General features: G+C 71.2%; 15 protein-coding genes. 9 read left to right on the forward strand and 6 right to left on the reverse strand.

The features are described 5' to 3' along the window. Positions 1-32 precede the first annotated feature (32 nt). Positions 33-2867, forward strand: a complete 2835-nt coding sequence (locus AB0B33_RS34690) for a PQQ-dependent sugar dehydrogenase (RefSeq protein ID WP_360779687.1) — start codon at positions 33-35, stop codon at positions 2865-2867. Between the two features lie 62 nt (positions 2868-2929). Here AB0B33_RS34690 and AB0B33_RS34695 read toward each other — a convergent pair whose 3' ends face one another. Then, a complete protein-coding gene (locus AB0B33_RS34695; RefSeq protein WP_360779690.1) occupies positions 2930-4450 on the reverse strand; it encodes a 3-hydroxyacyl-CoA dehydrogenase in 1521 nt (506 codons plus the stop codon). Positions 4451-4687: 237 nt separating this feature from the next. Continuing rightward, on the reverse strand, positions 4688-5356 hold the full coding sequence (locus AB0B33_RS34700; protein WP_247017105.1) for a TetR/AcrR family transcriptional regulator: 669 nt from the start codon (positions 5354-5356) through the stop codon (positions 4688-4690). Positions 5357-5482: 126 nt separating this feature from the next. Between AB0B33_RS34700 and AB0B33_RS34705 the strand changes: the two genes are divergently transcribed. Next, complete coding sequence (locus AB0B33_RS34705; RefSeq protein WP_247017107.1) at positions 5483-5929, forward strand: nitroreductase family deazaflavin-dependent oxidoreductase; 447 nt, start codon at positions 5483-5485, stop codon at positions 5927-5929. Here the strand turns inward: AB0B33_RS34705 and AB0B33_RS34710 are convergent. The 4 genes from AB0B33_RS34710 to AB0B33_RS34725 form a co-directional block, all read right to left on the reverse strand. Next, the gene (locus AB0B33_RS34710; protein ID WP_247017109.1) at positions 5919-6119 is read right to left on the reverse strand and encodes a hypothetical protein; all 201 of its coding nucleotides are present in this window, start codon (positions 6117-6119) and stop codon (positions 5919-5921) included. The two genes, AB0B33_RS34705 and AB0B33_RS34710, sit on opposite strands and share 11 nt — an antisense overlap. A gap of 9 nt (positions 6120-6128) precedes the next feature. Next, positions 6129-6794 carry a response regulator transcription factor gene (locus AB0B33_RS34715; protein ID WP_247017111.1) on the reverse strand — a complete coding sequence of 222 codons (666 nt, stop codon included), beginning with the start codon at positions 6792-6794 and terminating at the stop codon, positions 6129-6131. After that, entirely contained in the window at positions 6791-7945 is a 1155-nt protein-coding gene (locus AB0B33_RS34720; RefSeq protein WP_360779695.1) for a histidine kinase, read from the reverse strand. The genes AB0B33_RS34715 and AB0B33_RS34720 overlap by 4 nt, the downstream gene beginning before the upstream one ends. 184 nt (positions 7946-8129) lie before the next feature. Continuing rightward, complete coding sequence (locus tag AB0B33_RS34725) at positions 8130-8744, reverse strand: hypothetical protein (protein WP_360779698.1); 615 nt, start codon at positions 8742-8744, stop codon at positions 8130-8132. 169 nt (positions 8745-8913) lie between these two features. Between AB0B33_RS34725 and AB0B33_RS34730 the strand changes: the two genes are divergently transcribed. The 7 genes from AB0B33_RS34730 (at position 8914) to AB0B33_RS34760 (ending at position 17350) form a co-directional block, all read left to right on the forward strand. Continuing rightward, entirely contained in the window at positions 8914-9663 is a 750-nt protein-coding gene (locus tag AB0B33_RS34730; RefSeq protein WP_281506212.1) for a response regulator transcription factor, read from the forward strand. After that, positions 9641-11170, forward strand: coding sequence for a HAMP domain-containing sensor histidine kinase (locus AB0B33_RS34735; protein ID WP_360779701.1), 1530 nt, complete (start codon positions 9641-9643; stop codon positions 11168-11170). Before AB0B33_RS34730 ends, AB0B33_RS34735 begins: the two co-directional genes overlap by 23 nt. Before the next feature lie 110 nt (positions 11171-11280). Further along, complete coding sequence (locus tag AB0B33_RS34740; protein WP_360779704.1) at positions 11281-11970, forward strand: hypothetical protein; 690 nt, start codon at positions 11281-11283, stop codon at positions 11968-11970. Between the two features lie 118 nt (positions 11971-12088). Then, on the forward strand, positions 12089-13981 hold the full coding sequence (locus AB0B33_RS34745) for a glycosyltransferase family 39 protein (protein WP_360779707.1): 1893 nt from the start codon (positions 12089-12091) through the stop codon (positions 13979-13981). A gap of 635 nt (positions 13982-14616) precedes the next feature. Then, positions 14617-15630 (forward strand): ABC transporter substrate-binding protein, encoded by a 1014-nt coding sequence (locus AB0B33_RS34750; protein ID WP_315863239.1) that lies wholly within the window; start codon positions 14617-14619, stop codon positions 15628-15630. Then, the gene (locus AB0B33_RS34755) at positions 15627-16565 is read left to right on the forward strand and encodes an ABC transporter permease (protein WP_360779710.1); all 939 of its coding nucleotides are present in this window, start codon (positions 15627-15629) and stop codon (positions 16563-16565) included. The genes AB0B33_RS34750 and AB0B33_RS34755 overlap by 4 nt, the downstream gene beginning before the upstream one ends. Beyond that, positions 16562-17350, forward strand: coding sequence for an ABC transporter ATP-binding protein (locus tag AB0B33_RS34760; protein WP_247017125.1), 789 nt, complete (start codon positions 16562-16564; stop codon positions 17348-17350). Before AB0B33_RS34755 ends, AB0B33_RS34760 begins: the two co-directional genes overlap by 4 nt. The last annotated feature ends 17 nt before the right edge of the window (positions 17351-17367 follow it).

Consider the following 17367-nt stretch of genomic DNA (forward strand, 5'->3'; position numbering starts at 1 on the left):
ACGATAAGTGATCGTTTGGGAAGGGGGGCCAAATGGCCTTGCGAAAACTTCGCGCACTCCGTCACGCCTTGGTGGCGGCAGTATTGACCGGGGCGATGCTGCCCGTCGTGGCCACGGGGGTGGCGACGGCGGCGACTGCGCTCCCGCAGGGGTTCGTGCTGCGGGACACCAGCTCCGGACTGGGGCAAGAACCACTCACCGACTTCGGGTACCTGCCGGACAACTCGATGCTGGTCACCGGCAAGAACGGCACGGTCCGCTGGCTGTCGGCCGATGGCTCGGCCGGCCAGTTGCTGGCGAAGCTGCCGGTCCGGACCAACGAGGACCTGGGCCTCGTCGGGCTGGCCGTCGCACCGGACTACGCCACGTCGCACACCATCTACCTGACGCGGTCGATCAACCAGACCAGCGGCTTCGTGATGCGGATGGCGCGGTTCACGGTCACCGTGGACGCGGCGGGCGTGCCGAGCGGGCTGACCGGCGAGCAGACGCTGTTCGAGGTGCCGGGCATCTTCAACGTGCACGGCCTCGACGAGGTCGTCGCCGCCACCGACGGGACGCTCTGGCTGTCCATCGGCGACAACGGCGACTTCCGGCAGGCCGACCCGGGTTCGCTGCGAGCCCAGGACATCAACCAGCCGTACGGGAAGATCCTCCACCTCGCCGCCGATGGCAGCGGGGTGCCGACCAACCCGTACTACGACGCCACCAACCCGGGCTCCACCGCGAGCAAGGTGTTCGCGCGCGGGTTCCGCAACCCGTTCCGGTTCAGCATCGACCAGAACCTCGGGCTGCCGGTCGCCGGGGACGTCGGCTGGAACGCGTGGGAAGAGGTCGACGTCGTCCAGCGCGGCGCCAACCAGGGCTGGCCGTGCTGGGAAGGCAACCACCCGACGCCGGGCTTCAGCGGCCTCGCGGGCTGCGCCGGCGTGGCGAACCAGCCGCCGATCTTCGAGTACCAGCACGGCAACGGCATCATGCAGGGCAACAGCGTCAGCGGCGGGGTCGTCTACAACGGATCCAGCTACCCGGCGGCGTACCGCGGTTCGTACTTCTTCGGCGACTACGTGACGCACAAGATCTGGACGATGCGCTACGACAAGCAGGGCCAGCTCACGCAGGCACCGGAGAACCCGCCGGTCTTCACCGACATCGGCGGCCCGGTGAAGTTCGCCGCGGCGCCGAACGGCGACATCGTCTACGCGGACATCCTGACCGGCAACCTGCGTCGCCTGAGCTACTCGGCCAGCAACACCGCGCCGGTCGCCAAGGCCACGTCGGTGACCGACCCGGACACCCGCACGGTGACGTTCGACGGTTCCGCTTCGGTCGACTACGACAACGACACGCTGAAGTACGACTGGAACTTCGGCGACGGCGCCACCCTCACCGACGCAGGTCCGAAGGTGTCGCACCCCTACGCGGCGGGCACCGAGTCGTTCACCGCGAAGCTGACCGTCCGGGACCCGCTGGGTGCCGCCGACACGACCAGCATCGCGGTCGCGCCGGGCAACCACACCCCGGTGATCACGTTGACCACGCCGGGTGATTCCGCGACCTTCGCGGTCGACCAGCAGGTTTCGCTGGGCGCCACCGCGACCGACGCCGAAGACGGCACGCTGCCGATCACCTGGACCACGGCGGTGCGGCACTGCCCCAGTGAGGCGACCTGCCACTCGCACCCGGGCGACGGCGGCACCGGGACGAGCTTCGCGGCGCCGTTCACCGAGCACCCGGATTCGCGGATGGAGTTCACCGCGACGGTGACCGACAGCGCGGGCGTCACGACGTCCAAGACGTACACGGCGTGGCCGCGCCGGCACCGCGTCACGCTGGTCGGCACGCAGCCCGCGGTGCTGAAGATCTCGGTCGCGAACAACGCCAACACGGCGCTCGTCACCGAAGGGGCGTCGTTCGACGTCGTGGCCGAGTCGCTGGCCATCGACGGCGTTTCGACGTTCACCGGCTGGCAGGGCGGCCCGGTCGACAACAAGTGGATCATCACCGTCGGCACGAGCGACATGACGCTGACGGCGAACTACGCCACGCCGATCGACCAGCGCTACAACGCCGACCCGGCGCTGCAGGCGAAGCTCGGCGCGCCGACCGCGCCCGAGGTCACCGACGGCCCGGTCCACTACCGGGTCTACGCGAACGGGCGGCTGTACTGGAGCGCCGTGGGCGGCACGAAGTACGTGACCGGCCCGGTGCTCGACAAGTACGTCGCGTTCGGCGGCCACAGCGTCCTCGGCCCGCCGACGTCGGACACCGCGACCACGCCGGACGGGGTGGCGCAGTACAGCCACTTCGTCAACAACGGCAACGTGGGTTCGATCTACTACACGGCGGCGACGGGCGCGCACGCGCTCTACGGTGAAATCCGCAAGAAGTGGGCGGCGCTGGACTACGAGCGCGGGCTCGGGTACCCGACCACCGACGAGGCCGGTACGCCGGACGGCGTCGGCCGGTACAACCACTTCGTCAAGGGCGGCAACGTCGGCTCGATCTACTACACGGCGGCGGACGGCGCGCACGCGATCTTCGGCGAGATCCGCAAGAAGTGGGCGGAGCTGGGGTACGAGCGCGGGCTCGGGTTCCCGATCACCGACGAAGGCGCGACGCCGGACGGGGTCGGGCGGTACAACCACTTCAGCCTCGGGCACTCGATCTACTACTCGGTGGCGACCGGTGCGCACGCCGTGAAGGGCGAGATCCGGAAGAAGTGGGCGGCGCTCGGGTGGGAGCGGTCCTACCTGCGCTACCCGACGACGGACGAGTACGTGACGAACGGGGTGTACCGCAGCGACTTCCAGGGCGGCTACATCACGTTCACGCTCGCGGGCGGAGCGGTCGACCGTCCTTGGTGAACTGATCGGTGAAAGGCGGGCCGTCCCCGGAACTCCGGGGGCGGCCCGCCTTTTCGGTGTCGCTAGCCGAGCAGCTCCGCGGGCGTGGTTCCGGTTGAGGTGAGGGGAAGGCCGAGTGCGACGCGCTCGGTGAGCCACGGGCTCGGGCGGTAGCGCGGGTCGCCCGTCGTCGAGGCCAGGCCGCGCAGGATGCGCAGCACCACGTCGCCGCCGACGAGGTCGCCCCAGGCCAGGGGGCCGCGGGGGTAGCCGAGGCCGAGGCGGACCGCCGTGTCGATGTCCGCCGGGGTCGCGAGGTGCTGGCCCGCGATGAAGCACGCCGTGTTGACGATCGAGGCCAGCAGGCGCTGGGCGATCGGGGCGGGCCCGTCGCGCACGACGGTCACCGGGTGGCCGGTCGCCGCCAGCGCGCCCCAGGCGGCGCGGCCCGCCGCCGGGTCGAGGCCGGGGTGGACCGACATCGTCAGCCGGCGTTCGTAGCCGCCGAGCGGGTCGACGCCGGTGGTCCGGTCCAGCGGCAGCCCGGCGCGGGTGGCGGCGTCCACTGTGGACTCGCCGTAGAGCGGCACGAGCAGGACGGCGTCCGGGTAGGCGTCGGACACCACGTGCACGCCCGCCGTGGTAAGCGTGCGGGCGAGGTGCTCGTCCGCGGTGAACACCGGGCTCGTCGGCTTCGGCGGCGCGGCCGGCTCGTCGGCGACCCGCTGTTTGCCGTCGTCGTAGGAGTAGAAGCCTTCGCCGTTCTTCCGCCCGAACAGCCCGGCGGCGACGCGCGGCCGGGTCAGCCACGACGGCCGCAGCCGCGGGTCGCCGTGGAAGCCGCTCCAGATGCTTTCCAGGACGGCGTGGGAGACGTCGAGGCCGGTGAGGTCGAGCAGCTCGAACGGGCCGAGCTTCAGGCCGAGCACGTCACGGGCGACGCGGTCGACGTCGGCGGGCTCGGCCAGCGCCTCGGCCAGGATCTGCAGCGCCTCGGTGTTCAGGCCGCGGCCGGCGTGGTTGACCAGGAAGCCGGGCGCGTCCTTCGCCAGCACCGGCTCGTGGCCCCAGCCGCGCACCAGCTCGAGCGCCTGGCCGGGCAGCCAGTCGAACGTGCGCGCGCCGGGCACCACCTCGACCAGGCGCATCAGCGGCACCGGGTTGAAGAAGTGCAGCCCGACGAGCCGGCCGGGCTCGGCCAACCCGGCGGCGATCTCGGTGACCGACAGCGAACTGGTGTTGGTCGCGAACACCGTCTCCTGTGGACAGACGCGCTCGAGGTCGGCGAACAGCGCCCGCTTGGTCTCGAGGTTCTCCCGCACGGCTTCGACGACGAGGTCGACCCCGTCGGCCGGCGCGGCGGGCGCGTCGACCGCGACGAGCCGGTCCTTCACCGCCCGCGGGTCTTCGGTCAGCTTGCCCTTGGCGGCCAGCTTGTCGATCATCCCGCCGACGAACTCGATCGCCTGCGCGACGGCCTCGGGCCGGACGTCGGCGAGCTCGACGGTCACCCCCGCGGTCGCGGCGAGCTGGCCGATCCCGCGGCCCATCACCCCGGTCCCGATCACCCGGATCCTGCCGACCTTCCCGGCCCACCCCGTCACGTCGCCCCGCCTTTCCGTTGACCTCTGGCGTGACGGTACCGCCTGGAGGCCGGCGAACCCGGCTGCGCGGAGCGCGGATCGTGTCGGCTGGTGGTGGGTGAGCTGCGCCGGGCTATGCCGCGCGGGGGTGGGTGCGGGACGGGTCCGGCGGGGGACGGCCGCGGTGGGCGGGCTGGGGCCGGTGACCTCGGCCGCGCGGGGTGGGTGCGGAACGCGCCCGGCCGTGGCGGCGCCGGGCTAGAGGCCGACGAACTCCGCCATGCGCAGCGCCGAGTGGGCGAAGAACGCGTCCGCCGGGTCGACGCTGCCGACGTACTGGCCGAACAGGTCGAAGCTGATCGCGCCGAACAGCTGGGTCCACGCCATCAGCAGGCGGGCCACCGTCTCCGGGCCGGCGACGATCCCGAGGACCTCCGTGAGCGCTTCCGCCTGGGCGCGCAGCTCGGGCGGGACCTCGCCGACTGCCCGCAGTTCCGTGTGCGTGAGCACCTTGACCAGCGCGAGCGCGACGCGGGCCGCCGGGGCGACGGTGTCCTGCGGCGCTTGGTAACCGGGGATCGGCGAGCCGTAGATCAGCGCGTACTCGTGCGGGTGCGCGCGGGCCCACTCGCGGGTCGCGTGCCAGATCGCCAGCCAGCGCTCCCGGGGCTCGCCCTTGCCGGGGTCCGCCTGCTCCGCGGCCTCGCCGATGGCGTTGTAGGCGTCGATGATCAGGTCCGTCAGCAGCCGGTCCCGGCTCGGGAAGTACCGGTACAACGCGGACGACACCATCCCCAGCTCACGCGCCACCGCGCGCAGCGACAGCCCGTGCGCGCCGACGTCGGCGAGCTGGCGGCGGGCTTCGTCCTTGATCTCCTGGGTCAGTTCGGCACGGGCGCGTTCGCGGGCGGTCCGGGTCGCGGTCATGCGATCAGTGTGCCACGACGAGAGCGGCGCACAAAATCGAGAGCAGTGCTCTTGACAGTGAGCAGTGCTCGGGTGTTCACTGCTCTTAGTCGAGAGCAGTGCTCTCCCAAACTTCCGGAGGACGCCATGACCGCCGCCCGCTACATCGAGCCGAAGAAGTCCACCAACGCCTTCAACGAGCTGGTCGCGAAGCTGACCAGGATGGGCGTGAGCGTCTGGGGCAGCCGGGTGCTGACCGTCGTCGGCCGCAAGAGCGGCGAGCCGCGGTCGGTGCCGGTCAACCTGCTGACCGTCGACGGCGTCCGCTACCTCGTCGCCCCGCGCGGCGAGACGCAGTGGGTGCGGAACCTGCGCTTCGCCGGCGAAGGCACGCTGCGCGTCGGCAAGCGCGTCGAGGCGTTCACGTTCCGGGAGCTGGCCGACGACGAGAAGCCGGGCATCCTCCGCGCGTACCTCAAGCGCTGGAAGTTCGAGGTCGGCGTGTTCTTCGACGGCGTCGACGCCAAGGCCTCGGACGAAAAGCTGCGCGAGATCGCGCCGGGCTATCCGATCTTCGAGATCTTCACGAAGTAGGTTTGCGCCGCCGCGTCAGGTTGGCCGCGACCAGGACCACGCCGACCAGGAACGCGGCGAGCCCGATCAGGAACCACAGCTTCTGGCCGGTCATGAAACTGCCGGTGATCACGCCGATGCCCTGCAGCACCCAGACGGCGCCGACCAGCACGAGCACGACCCCGATCGCGAAGGTGATCCACCGCCTCATCGGCTCAGCTTAGGCCGGTCGCCCGTCCGGCACGAGTTTGTTGCGGTAGGCGTAGACCACGGCGTGCACGCGGTCGGGCAGCCCGAGCTTGCTCAGCACGCGCGACACGTGGGTCTTCACCGTCTCCTCGCCGACGTGCAGCCGCCGCGCGATCTCGGCGTTGCTGCAGGCGTTGGCGAGCAGGAGCAGCACTTCGCGTTCGCGGGACGTCAGCCGGGCCAGCTCGGGTGGTTCGGCGGCCGCGGGTTCGAGCACCGACGTGAACTTCGCGACCAGCCGCCGCGTCACCGACGGGTCGATCAGCGCGTCCCCGCGCGCGGCCACCCGCATCGCCGCGACCAGCTCCTCCGGCGCCAGGCTCTTCAGCAGGAACCCGCTCGCCCCGGCGCGCAGCGCGCGGTAGACGTACTCGTCGGCGTCGTACGTGGTGAGCACCAGGACACGCGTGTCGTTGCCCGGCGCGGCGAGGATCGCTTCGGTCGCGGCGAGGCCGTCGAGGCGGGGCATCCGGACGTCGAGGACCGCGACGTCCGGGCGCAGGCGCGCGGTCTCGGCGACGGCTTCGCGGCCGTCGGACGCCTCGCCGACGCAGGTGAAGTCGGGCTGGGTGTCGAGCAGCGCGCGCATCCCGGAGCGGAACATCGCGTGGTCGTCGGCCAGCAGGACGCGGATCATGTGCTCTCCACCGGGAAGGTCGTGCGCAGCTGCCAGTGCCCGCCGGCTTCGCCGTAGGAGACCTGGCCGCCGAACAGGGTGACGCGCTGGCGGATCCCCGCCAGGCCGCGGTGCGCGTGCTCGTCGTGCGTGCCGCGGTCCGGGCGCAGGCCGTTCGTCACCGTGAGCACGACTTCGGTGCGGCCGTGGTTCAGCTCCACCTCGACCGGGCCTTCGCCGTGGCGCAGCGCGTTGGTCAGGGCCTCCTGGACGATCCGGTACAGGGCGACGTCGAGCGAGCCCGGCAGTTCGCGGGGCTCGCCGCGCAGGGTCAGCCGGGTGGGGAGGCCGGCCGCGCGGACGGTCTCGACCAGCTCGTCCAGGTTGTCCAGGCCGGGTTGTCCGGCGTGGGTTTCCGCGTGCAGGAGGTCGAGGAGCCGGCGCAGGTCGGCCATCGCCGAACGGCTGGCGGATTCGACGGCGCCGAGGGACTTGCGCACCGGTTCGGCGCCCTCGGGGAGGCCGAGCCGGGCCGCGCCGGCGTGCACGCCGATGGCGCTGACGTGGTGGGAGATGACGTCGTGGAGGTCGCGCGCGATCGTGGTGCGCTCCTCGAGGACGGCCCGCTTGACGGCCTCTTCCTCGTGCTGGCGGCGTTCGTCGGCTTCGCGTTCGAGGTCGGCGATGTAGGCGCGGCGGGCGGTCGTGTACCGGCCGACCAGCCACGGCAGGAGCCCGCTGACGCTGACGCTGATGGCGGTCAGCCGCCAGTCGGCCGCGGTCCGGCCGCCGCCTTCGATGCAGCCGGCGGTGACGCCGAGGAGCAGGGCGAGGAGGGCGAGGACGGCGGGTTTCGGCCGGAGCCAGGCCCCGGCGCGGTAGCCGGCGATGAGGATCCCGGCGTTGTTGCCGATGACGTACCCCTGGCAGGTGCAGAGCAGCAGCGGCGCACCGGCGAACAGGAGCGCGTGCGCGAGCGCGACCCAGCCTGAGTGGCGGGCGGCGCCGGCGAGCGCGGCGTTGACGGCGATGCCGCCGAGCAGCACCGCCCAGCCCCGCCAGCCCGATTCGCCGAGCGAGCCGCGCAGGGTGAACAGGGCGGCGTCGCAGACCACGCAGACGAGCGCGACCAGCAGCGACTGGCGCCTCAGCGACCCCCGGATGTCCGGCACACCCGCCACTTTGCCGCAAGCGGCGGGCGAGTGGGCGGGAACGCCCCGATGCGGCGGGAGGGGTACGCGGCATCGGGGCGAACCCTGGCAGGAGGGCCGTCGGCGCCGAAACGCCCCAATGTGGCGTTCGGTGCATTGAGCGCACCCAACGCCACATCGGGGCGCTCGGGGTGAGCTGGGTCGGTCAGTTCGTGGGGCGGCCCGAGTACTCGCCGCCGCGGCGCTGGCCTGGCTGGCGCTGGCCTTCGAAGCCCTGGCCCAGCGTTGTCGCCGTCGCCGTCTGGCCCTCGACCTTCGCCACCACCGTCACGTTCGTCGCGCCCTGCTTCACGTCGCCCGTCTTCTGCGTCGACGAGCCGATCGTGTACGTCTGCTTGTAGCCGTCCTTGCTGGTCAGCGTCACCGAAGTCGCGCTCAGCTCGGTGACGTCGCCGGTCTGCAGGCGCTCGGTCGTGTAGCCGCCGTTCGGGTCGGCCACGACGAAGTCGCCGTGCAGGGCGTCGCGCACCGCGGCCAGCCCACCGCCGAAACCGCCGCCCGGCATGCCCTGGCCGCGGAACTGGCCGTTGCCGCCCGGACCGCCGAAGCCGCCGGGGCCCTGCGCGGTGTTGTCGGCGCTGCTGGTGCCCGCCCAGATCGCCGCGCCGCCGCCGGCCGCGATGACCACCGCGATGCCGGCCGCGATCGCCGTCTTCTTGCCGGACCAGCCCTTCTTCGGCGCTGCCTGTGCTGGGTCGCCCCAGTTGGCGGGGCCCGGTTCGCCCTGGGGTGGCGTGTTCGGCGTCGGCTCGGTCGTCATCGTGTCCTCCGGTGGTGCCCACACTGGTCGGAGATCAGGTTCGCCGCCGAGGCTGTGTTTGAGCTGTGCGGGGCGTCAGCGGGTGCTGTGCCTCGACCGGGCGAACTCTCACAGGGAACGCACAGCGACCGCACAGCGAACACTGACGGCGAGCCGGGAAGGTGGCACCATGACCGCTATGAACGCCACGTCACCCGGCCCTGGCAAGGCCGACCTGCGCCGGGCCGACGGCAGTCCGGTGCGGGTGCTCGTGGTCGACGACGAATCGACGCTGGCCGAGCTCGTGTCGATGGCCCTGCGGATGGAGGGCTGGGAGGTGCGCAGCGCGGGCGACGGCACGGAGGCCGTCCGGATCGCGCGCGACTTCCGCCCCGACGCCGTCGTCCTCGACGTCATGCTCCCCGACTTCAGCGGGCTGGAAGTGCTGCGGCGCATGCGGTCCGAGGCGCCGAACCTGCCGGTGCTGTTCCTGACGGCGAAGGACGCGGTCGAGGACCGCATCGCCGGGCTCACCGCGGGCGGCGACGACTACGTCACCAAGCCCTTCAGCCTCGAAGAGGTCGCGTTGCGGCTGCGCGCGTTGCTGCGCCGCGCGGGTGGCGTCACCGGCGCGAGCGGGTCGCAGCTGGTCGTCGGCGACCTCACCCTCGACGAGGACAGCCGCGAGGTGCACCGCGGCGGCGACCTGGTGCCGCTGACCGCGACCGAGTTCGAGCTGCTGCGCTACCTCATGCGCAACCCCAAGCGCGTGCTGTCGAAGGCCCAGATCCTGGACCGCGTCTGGAGCTACGACTTCGGCGGGCAGGCCAACATCGTCGAGCTCTACATCTCCTACCTGCGCAAGAAGATCGACGCCGACCGCGAGCCGATGATCCACACCATGCGGGGCGCCGGGTATGTCCTCAAGCCAGCGGGCTGAGCGGCGGCGGTTCCGGACGCGGCGGCCGTGGTCGCTGCGGCGGCGGCTGATCGTCCAGCTCGCCGCGCTGCTCGCGCTGGTGTGCCTGGTCGTCGGCGTGGTCACGGAGTTCGCGCTGAGCGAGTTCCTCGTCGGCCAGCAGGACAAACGGCTGGCCGCGACGAACGACCGCGGCAAGCACAACGGCGAGCCCCCGCCCTGGGTGTACGGCGACACGCCACCGCCCGACCCGCTGCGGGTGCTCGGGCAGGGCGACGGCACCCTCGCGGTCACGGTGAGCGCCGGGCTGGTCCGGGCGAGCGTCCTGGACTTCACCGCCGGCGCGGTCCCCACCGCCACCGGGCAGGGCAAGCGACGGCCACCGCTCAAGCCGATCAGCCGCGACCAGGTGACGACGCTGCTCACGCTGGCGGCCGACGGCAAGCCGCACACCGTCGACCTCGGCGGCAGCCTCGGCGAATACCGCGTCCTGTCGACCGCGTCGCCCGGCGGCGAGCGCACGGTCATCGGCCTGCCGCTGAGGGACGTCAACGAAACGCTGTGGCGGCTCGGGTTCATCCTCGGCGGCGTCGCGCTCGCCGGGATCCTGGTCGCGGGCGCGGTCGGCGCGGCGACGATCCGGCGCACGATGAAGCCGCTCGACCGGCTGGCCGCGACCGCGACGCGGGTGTCCGAGCTGCCGCTGGACCGCGGTGAAGTAGCACTGTCGGAACGGGTCCCGGAACCCGACACCGACCCGAACACCGAGGTCGGCAAGGTCGGCTCGGCGCTGAACCGGATGCTGCAGCACGTCGCGAACGCGCTCACCGCGCGGCACGCGAGCGAGAACCGCGTCCGCCAGTTCGTCGCGGACGCGAGCCACGAGCTCCGCACGCCGCTGGCGGCGATCCGCGGGTACGCCGAGCTCACCCGCCGCAGCGGCGAGCAGGTGCCGCCGGACGTCGCGTTCGCGATGAGCCGCGTCGAGTCGGAGTCGCGCCGGATGACGACGCTGGTCGAGGACCTGCTGCTGCTCGCGCGCCTGGACTCCGGCCGCCAGGTGGTGCACGAGTGGGTGGACCTGTGCCGGCTGGTGGCCGACGCGGTCGCGGACGCGCACGTCGCGGGCCCGGACCACAAGTGGCTGATGGACGTCCCCGGCGAGCCGATCGGCGTGCGCGGCGACGCGGGCCAGCTGCACCAGGTGGTGATCAACGTGCTGGCCAACGCGCGCACTCACACCCCGGCGGGCACGACGGTGACAACCACTTTGTCCACTTCGGACGGAACGGTCCGCCTCCGCGTCGCCGACGACGGCCCCGGCATCCCCCCGGACATCCTCCCGGACGTCTTCGAGCGCTTCGCCCGCGGCGACAATTCGCGATCGCGCGCGGCGGGGAGCACGGGCCTCGGGCTGGCGATCGTGGCCGCGGTGGTCAGCGCGCACGACGGCCGGGTGGCGGTGCAGAGCCGGCCGGGCCGCACGGAGTTCGAGATCACGTTCCCGGCGGCGCCGACGCCCTCGTGACGGGTTTCGCCTCGAACTCTATACCGCTCGCCGCGGGCACGAGGGCGTTTCGCTCAGTATGATTCTGGGGCGCGTGCATCCGAGCCGAGAAATCAATGAAGGGCGTGCCGGTGTCCGAGCGTGTGCTACGAAGTGTGAGAACCTTTGCGCTGGTCGTTCTGATCGGCGGCGAGGTATACATCGTATTCAATGCGGTGATCAACGGATTTTGGAATTGGCTTTTCCGGCCGAGGACGCCGGAGTGGTGGGGGGCCGCTGGGCAGTGGGCCGGGGCGATCGGAACCATCGCGGCGGTCGTTGTCGCTCTCGGGATCGCCATCAGGGATGGGCGGCGTGGGAGAGCCGAGGCTGGTGCTCGCGCAGAGCGAGAGCGGCGTGAGCATGTCTCACACTTGTCGGCTTGGCCCGTTTCGCACCGCGCGGACGACCAGCTTCAGTTTCCCATGAAGCTGCTGAATACCTCGAACGAGCCATTCTTCAATGTTGTGGTCTTCCCCGTTTTTATCCAAGGTGCGGCGCCTCGTACGGGCGAAGAGTGGTTGTCGGACGATGAGCCGGAGTACGGTAATCAGCGTTGTGCGGTGATCGCGGCCTTGCCGCCCGGTAGGTGGGAAATCGTCATGAACGTTGACACCGGTATCATGCAGGGGCGCGCAGGTGTAGAGATCTCAGGTTCGGACAGGCATGGTGTCCATTGGATCCGCCGGGCCACCGGCACGGTCGACGAGATTCCCGTGGATCCCATCAGCTACTACGGCATCGAGCGGCCGATCGACTATCGAAGCCCCTCGGGAGACTGAACTCAGAGCGGCGTGCACGGCGGGCGGGCCGGGGTGGTGACCCAGTCGGGGCGGATGCACAGCGCACGCACAGCTTCGGCACATCTTCACCACATGCGGCGCCGACACGGTGAAGCCCATGACGACCACGCTGTCGGCGCCCGCGCTCGCCCAGCCCGCTCCCGAAGCCGCGCGTGAAGCCCGGTGGGTCAAGCCGGCCGTGGCCGTGCTGCTGCTCGGCACCGGGCTGCTCTACCTGTGGGACCTGGCGAAAACGGGCTGGGCCAACGACTTCTACGCGATGGCCGCGCAGGCCGGGACGTGGAGCTGGAAGGCCCTGTTCTTCGGCTCGCTCGACCCCGGCAACGTCGTCACCGTCGACAAGCCGCCGTTCTCGCTGTGGGTCATGGGGTTGTCCGGGCGGCTCTTCGGCTTCTCCAGCTGGAGCCTGCTCGTGCCGAACGCGCTCGCCGGCGTCGCCTCGGTGGGCCTGGTCTACCTCGCCGTGCGGCGGCTGTCCGGGCCGGGTGCCGGGTTGCTGGCCGGGGCCGGGCTCGCGCTGACGCCGGTCGCCGCGCTGATGTTCCGCTACGACAACCCCGATGCCTTCCTCGTGCTGCTGCTCGTCGCCGGCGCGTACTGCGTCGTGCGCGCGCTCGAACGCGGGAGCACGGTGTGGCTGCTGCTCGCCGGGGTCGCGATCGGGTTCGGCTTCCTCGACAAGATGCTGCAGGCGTTCCTCGTGCTGCCCGCGTTCGTGCTCGCCTACGCCGTCGCGACGCCGACGTCGCTGGGCCGCCGGATCTGGCAGCTGGCTGCCGCGGCCGGTGCCGTGCTCGTCTCCGCGGGCTGGTGGATCGCGGTCGTCGCGGTGTGGCCGGCCGCCGACCGGCCCTACATCAGCGGCTCGACCGACAACACCGTGCTGGAACTCGCGTTCGGCTACAACGGCCTCGGCCGGATCTTCGGCGAAGGCCGCGGTGGCGGCGGTGGCGGGGCGGTCACGCCGCCCGCCGGGCTGGAACTGCCCGCGGGCGGGCGCGGCTTCGGCGGTGGCTTCGGGGGCGAAACCGGGCTGACGCGGCTGTTCAGCGGCGAGTTCGGCGGCGAAGCGTCGTGGCTGCTGCCCGCCGCGGTCATCGGGCTGGTCGCCGGCCTGTGGTTCACCCGCCGCGCGCCGCGCACCGACCGGACGCGGGCGGCGCTGCTGCTGTGGGGTGGCTGGCTGGTCGTCACCGCGCTGGTGTTCAGCTACATGAGCGGGATCATCCACCCGTACTACACGGTCGCGCTGGCGCCCGGGATCGCCGCCACGCTGGGGATTTCCGCGCGGGAGCTGTGGCGCGGCCGGGCGAACTTCGCCGCCCGCGCGGTGCTCGCCGTCATGCTCGCCGTGACCGCGGTGTGGGGTTTCCTGCTCCTCGCACGGACGCCGGACTGGCAGCCGTGGGTGCGTTACGCGCTGCTCGTGCTGAGCGCGGCCGCCGTGCTCGCGCTGCTGTTCGGCGCCGACCGGCTCCGGCGGCTCGGCCCGGTCGTGGCCGTGCTCGGCCTGTGCGGCGCGCTGCTCGGTACGTCCGCCTTCACGCTGGCCACGGCGGCGACCGCGCACTCGGGCGGGACGCCGTCGTCCGGGCCGGCCGTCGCGAGTGGACGCGGCTTCGGTGGCGGTGCGCGCGGTTTCGGCGGCGGGCAGACCGACACCGCGGTGATCGACCTGCTCAAGGGCACGACGACGAAGTGGGCCGCGGCGCAGAGCGGCGCGATGGAGTCGGCCGGGCTGGCGCTCGCCAGTGGACGGCCGGTGCTCGCGATCGGCGGCTTCAGCGGCAGCGACCCGGCGCCGACGCTCGAGCAGTTCCAGCGGTACGTCGCGAGCGGCGACGTCCACTACTACGTCGCGGGCGGGCGCGGTGGCTTCGGGGGCGGCCGGGGGACCGCCGGCGAAATCCAGGCCTGGGTCGAGCAGAACTTCGCACCGGTCACCGCCGGGAGCACGACGGTTTACGACCTGACAAAATCTATCAATTGATCGAAATGCGCCACCGTGTTTCGATCGTGTTAACGACCGGGGAATCATTCGCGGATCCGAGATCGATGCGGTATCGGCGTGATCGTACACCTGTTCGACTCCCGTTCCGGTGGCCGGAAAACGCTGGACGATTGTTCAACGAGGCGAAGTAGCGCTCGGTGATCAACGTCCTGCGGTGTAACGCCGGAGGACTACTGCCCGTGCAACTGCACGCGGCCGACGCCGGTCCACGACCCGATCTTGGCCGGGCGGCCGACAGAAATCTCTCCGAAGTTGATCTTCAACCGGGCTGATGTTGCTGGTTGACAAGGTTGATGGTCACTCGTTCGGATGCACTGTTGGGGCGTTGTGGTGATCTTGTGTCACTCGCTAGGGTGTCCGCCGGGAGAGGGACAAGGGGTGGGCAGGCTTGGCACGCTCAGTGCCGCGTTTCACATCGTGGTGGGTAATCCTTGTCTCGCGTTCTCTCGCTATGACCCGATCAGGTGCGGCTGGAAGAGAGCAGCGATGACCGTGCGCGGTGGCGCAGCTCTGCCCTGTCCGCCCCCGCTTCGTCACGACCTGTAGCCCCGAGCACCGCAATTCCCCCGATAGGTACGGCACCACTCCACTTCCCCCGCACTCTGGAGTTCGTTGTGATTTCCCGTCCTCGACCCCGTCTGCTGACGGTGCTCCTCACCTTGCTCACCCTCGCGGGCGTCACCGCGCTCTCCGGGTGCAGCGACAGTTCCGCTTCGGGCAGCGGCGGCAAGATCACGCTCGGGTTCAGCGCCTGGCCGGGGTGGTTCCCCTGGCAGGTGGCGCAGGAACAGGGCCTGTTCGCCAAGAACGGCGTGAACGTCGACCTCAAGTACTTCGACAACTACACCGACAGCATCAACGCCCTTTCCAGCGGCGCCATCGACGCCAACAGCCAGACCCTCAACGACACGCTGTCCTCGGCGTCCGGCGGCGCCAAGCTGTCGATCGTGCTGGTGAACGACAACTCCACCGGCAACGACAAGATCATCGCGCGGGACGGGATCAACGCGATCGCCGACCTGAAGGGCAAGAAGGTCGCGGTCGAGCAGGGCACGGTGGACCACTACCTGCTGCTGCTCGCGCTGCAGGCGGCGAAGCTGTCCGAAAAGGACATCCAGCTCGTCAACCTGCCGACCGACGCCGCCGCGGCCGCGTTCGTCGCCGGCCAGGTCGACGCGGTGGGTGCGTTCGCGCCGTTCACCTCGAAGGCGCTGGAGCGCCCCGGCAGCCGCGCGATCTCGACGTCGGCGGAGTTCCCCGGCGCCATCCCGGACCACCTCGTCACGTCGCAGAAGCTGGTCAAGGAGCACCCGAAGGACGTCCAGGCGCTGGTCAACACCTGGTTCGAGACGTTGACCTGGATCAAGAACAACAAGGACGCGGCCGTCGGGATCATGGCCAAGCGCGGTGGCGTCTCCGACGCCGACTACAAGTCCTACGACGCCGGCACCACGATCTTCACGCGCCAGCAGAACCTCGACGCGTTCACCCCCGGCGTCACCGCGCAGCACCTAGACTTCCAGGCGAACAAGATCATCGACTTCATCGTGAACACCGGGCTCGCCCAGCAGCGGCCGTCGCTCGACGGGTTGTTCGACGACCAGTTCGTCAAGGCCGCGCCGCAGTGACCGGTCCGACCCAGCGCACCACCTCGGCGAGCCCGGCCGACGAACGGGCCGCCGAGGCACTGGAAGCCGAGCAGCGGCTCGCCGAACAGCAGGAGTCCGGGCGGGGCCGTCCCGCCTGGGCGCCGCTGCCCCGCCGGACGGCGCCGAAGCCCGGCTCGGCGCTGTTCTCCTTGCGCAAGCCCATTTCCGCGACTGCCCGCTGGACGCTGGCGGTGCTGTCGTTCGCGATCCCGTTCCTCGCGTGGGTCGTGCTCAGCGTCAGCGGCGCCGTCGACTCGACGTTCCTGCCGTCCCCGGCCGCGGTGCTCAAGGCCGGGCTCGACATGGCGGGCAGCGGCGAGCTCTTCGACGACCTCTGGGCGACCACCCAGCGCGTCCTCGAAGGCTTCGGCCTCGCCGTGCTGGTCTCGGTGCCGCTCGGCACCCTGATGGGCACCTTCGCCGCGGGGCAGGCGTTCTTCGAACCGCTGATCGGCCTGCTGCGCTACCTGCCGGCGAGCGCGTTCATCCCGCTGCTGATCATCTGGCTCGGCCTCGGCGAGCCGTCGAAGATCGCCATCCTCTTCATCGGGACGGTCTTCTTCAACACGCTGATGACCGCCGACGTCGTCCGCGGCGTGCCGGCCTCGCTGCTCGACGTCTCCTACACGCTCGGCGCGCGCCGGGGCGAGGTGCTGCGCAAGGTCGTCGTGCCGCACTCGCTACCGGGCATGATCGACGCGATCCGGGTCAACGCCGCCGCGGCGTGGAACTTCGTGGTCGTCGCCGAGCTGATCAACTCCTCGGCGGGCCTCGGCTACCGGATCGTCCGCGCGCAGCGGTTCCTGCAGACGGACAAGATCTTCGCGGTCCTGGTGGTCATCGGGGTCGCCGGGCTCGTCATCGACGTCCTGCTGCGCCTGCTGCGCACGCAGGTGGGGAAGTGGGCGGCATGACGCTGGAACTGCGGAACGTCGCCAAGGACTACCACGCCGGTGGCCGGGTGACCCGCGCGCTCGACGGCGTGGACCTCGAGGTGCTGCGCGGCGAGTTCGTCTGCGTCGTCGGCGCGAGCGGCTCCGGCAAATCGACCCTGCTGTCGCTGGTGGCCGGGCTCGACCGGCCGACCGACGGCGAGATCGTGCTCGACGGCGTCCCCGTGACCGGCCCCGGACCGGACCGCGGGCTCGTCTTCCAGTCCGGCGCGCTCTACCCGTGGCGCAACGTCGAGAAGAACGTCGCGTTCGGACTGGAGCTGCTCGCGCTCGACGCGGCCGAGCGCGCCGAGCGGGTCGACTGGTACCTCGCCGAAACCGGCCTGGCCACCGTGCGCAAGTCGCTGCCGAAACAGCTGTCCGGCGGCCAGAAGCAGCGCGTCGCGATCGCGCGCGCCCTGGCGTGCGAGCCGGATGTGCTGCTGCTGGACGAACCCTTCGGCGCCTTGGACGTCCAGACCAAGGAGGACATGCAGGTGCTGATCCGCCAGGTGTGGGCCGACACGGGCACGACGGTGCTGATGGTCACCCACGACGTCGAGGAAGCGGTGTTCCTCGGCGGCCGGGTGGTCGTGCTCGCCTCCGACCCGGGGCGGATCGCCGCCGACGTCGAGGTGGAGCTGCCCGCCGAGCGCGACCTGGCGGTGAAGCGCGAACCGCGGTTCCTCGCGCTGCGCGCCCGGATCGAGGACCTGGTCCGGGAGCAGCACCGGAGCCACGTGAGCCGGGTGGCCGCGGTCGAGTGAGAACGCAAGACGGGAAG

Source organism: Amycolatopsis sp. NPDC049159 (assembly GCF_040648295.1).
GTDB lineage: Bacteria > Actinomycetota > Actinomycetes > Mycobacteriales > Pseudonocardiaceae > Amycolatopsis > Amycolatopsis pretoriensis_A.

Excerpts from the sequence above, each read along its gene's own strand:
- AB0B33_RS34690 (WP_360779687.1), top strand. The coding sequence starts at position 33 with ATGGCCTTGCGAAAACTTCGCGCACTCCGTCACGCCTTGGTGGCGGCA.
- AB0B33_RS34700 (WP_247017105.1), bottom strand. The coding sequence starts at position 5,356 with ATGACCGCGACCCGGACCGCCCGCGAACGCGCCCGTGCCGAACTGACC.
- AB0B33_RS34705 (WP_247017107.1), top strand. The coding sequence starts at position 5,483 with ATGACCGCCGCCCGCTACATCGAGCCGAAGAAGTCCACCAACGCCTTC.
- AB0B33_RS34710 (WP_247017109.1), bottom strand. The coding sequence starts at position 6,119 with ATGAGGCGGTGGATCACCTTCGCGATCGGGGTCGTGCTCGTGCTGGTC.
- AB0B33_RS34715 (WP_247017111.1), bottom strand. The coding sequence starts at position 6,794 with ATGATCCGCGTCCTGCTGGCCGACGACCACGCGATGTTCCGCTCCGGG.
- AB0B33_RS34725 (WP_360779698.1), bottom strand. The coding sequence starts at position 8,744 with ATGACGACCGAGCCGACGCCGAACACGCCACCCCAGGGCGAACCGGGC.
- AB0B33_RS34730 (WP_281506212.1), top strand. The coding sequence starts at position 8,914 with ATGACCGCTATGAACGCCACGTCACCCGGCCCTGGCAAGGCCGACCTG.
- AB0B33_RS34735 (WP_360779701.1), top strand. The coding sequence starts at position 9,641 with ATGTCCTCAAGCCAGCGGGCTGAGCGGCGGCGGTTCCGGACGCGGCGG.
- AB0B33_RS34745 (WP_360779707.1), top strand. The coding sequence starts at position 12,089 with ATGACGACCACGCTGTCGGCGCCCGCGCTCGCCCAGCCCGCTCCCGAA.
- AB0B33_RS34760 (WP_247017125.1), top strand. The coding sequence starts at position 16,562 with ATGACGCTGGAACTGCGGAACGTCGCCAAGGACTACCACGCCGGTGGC.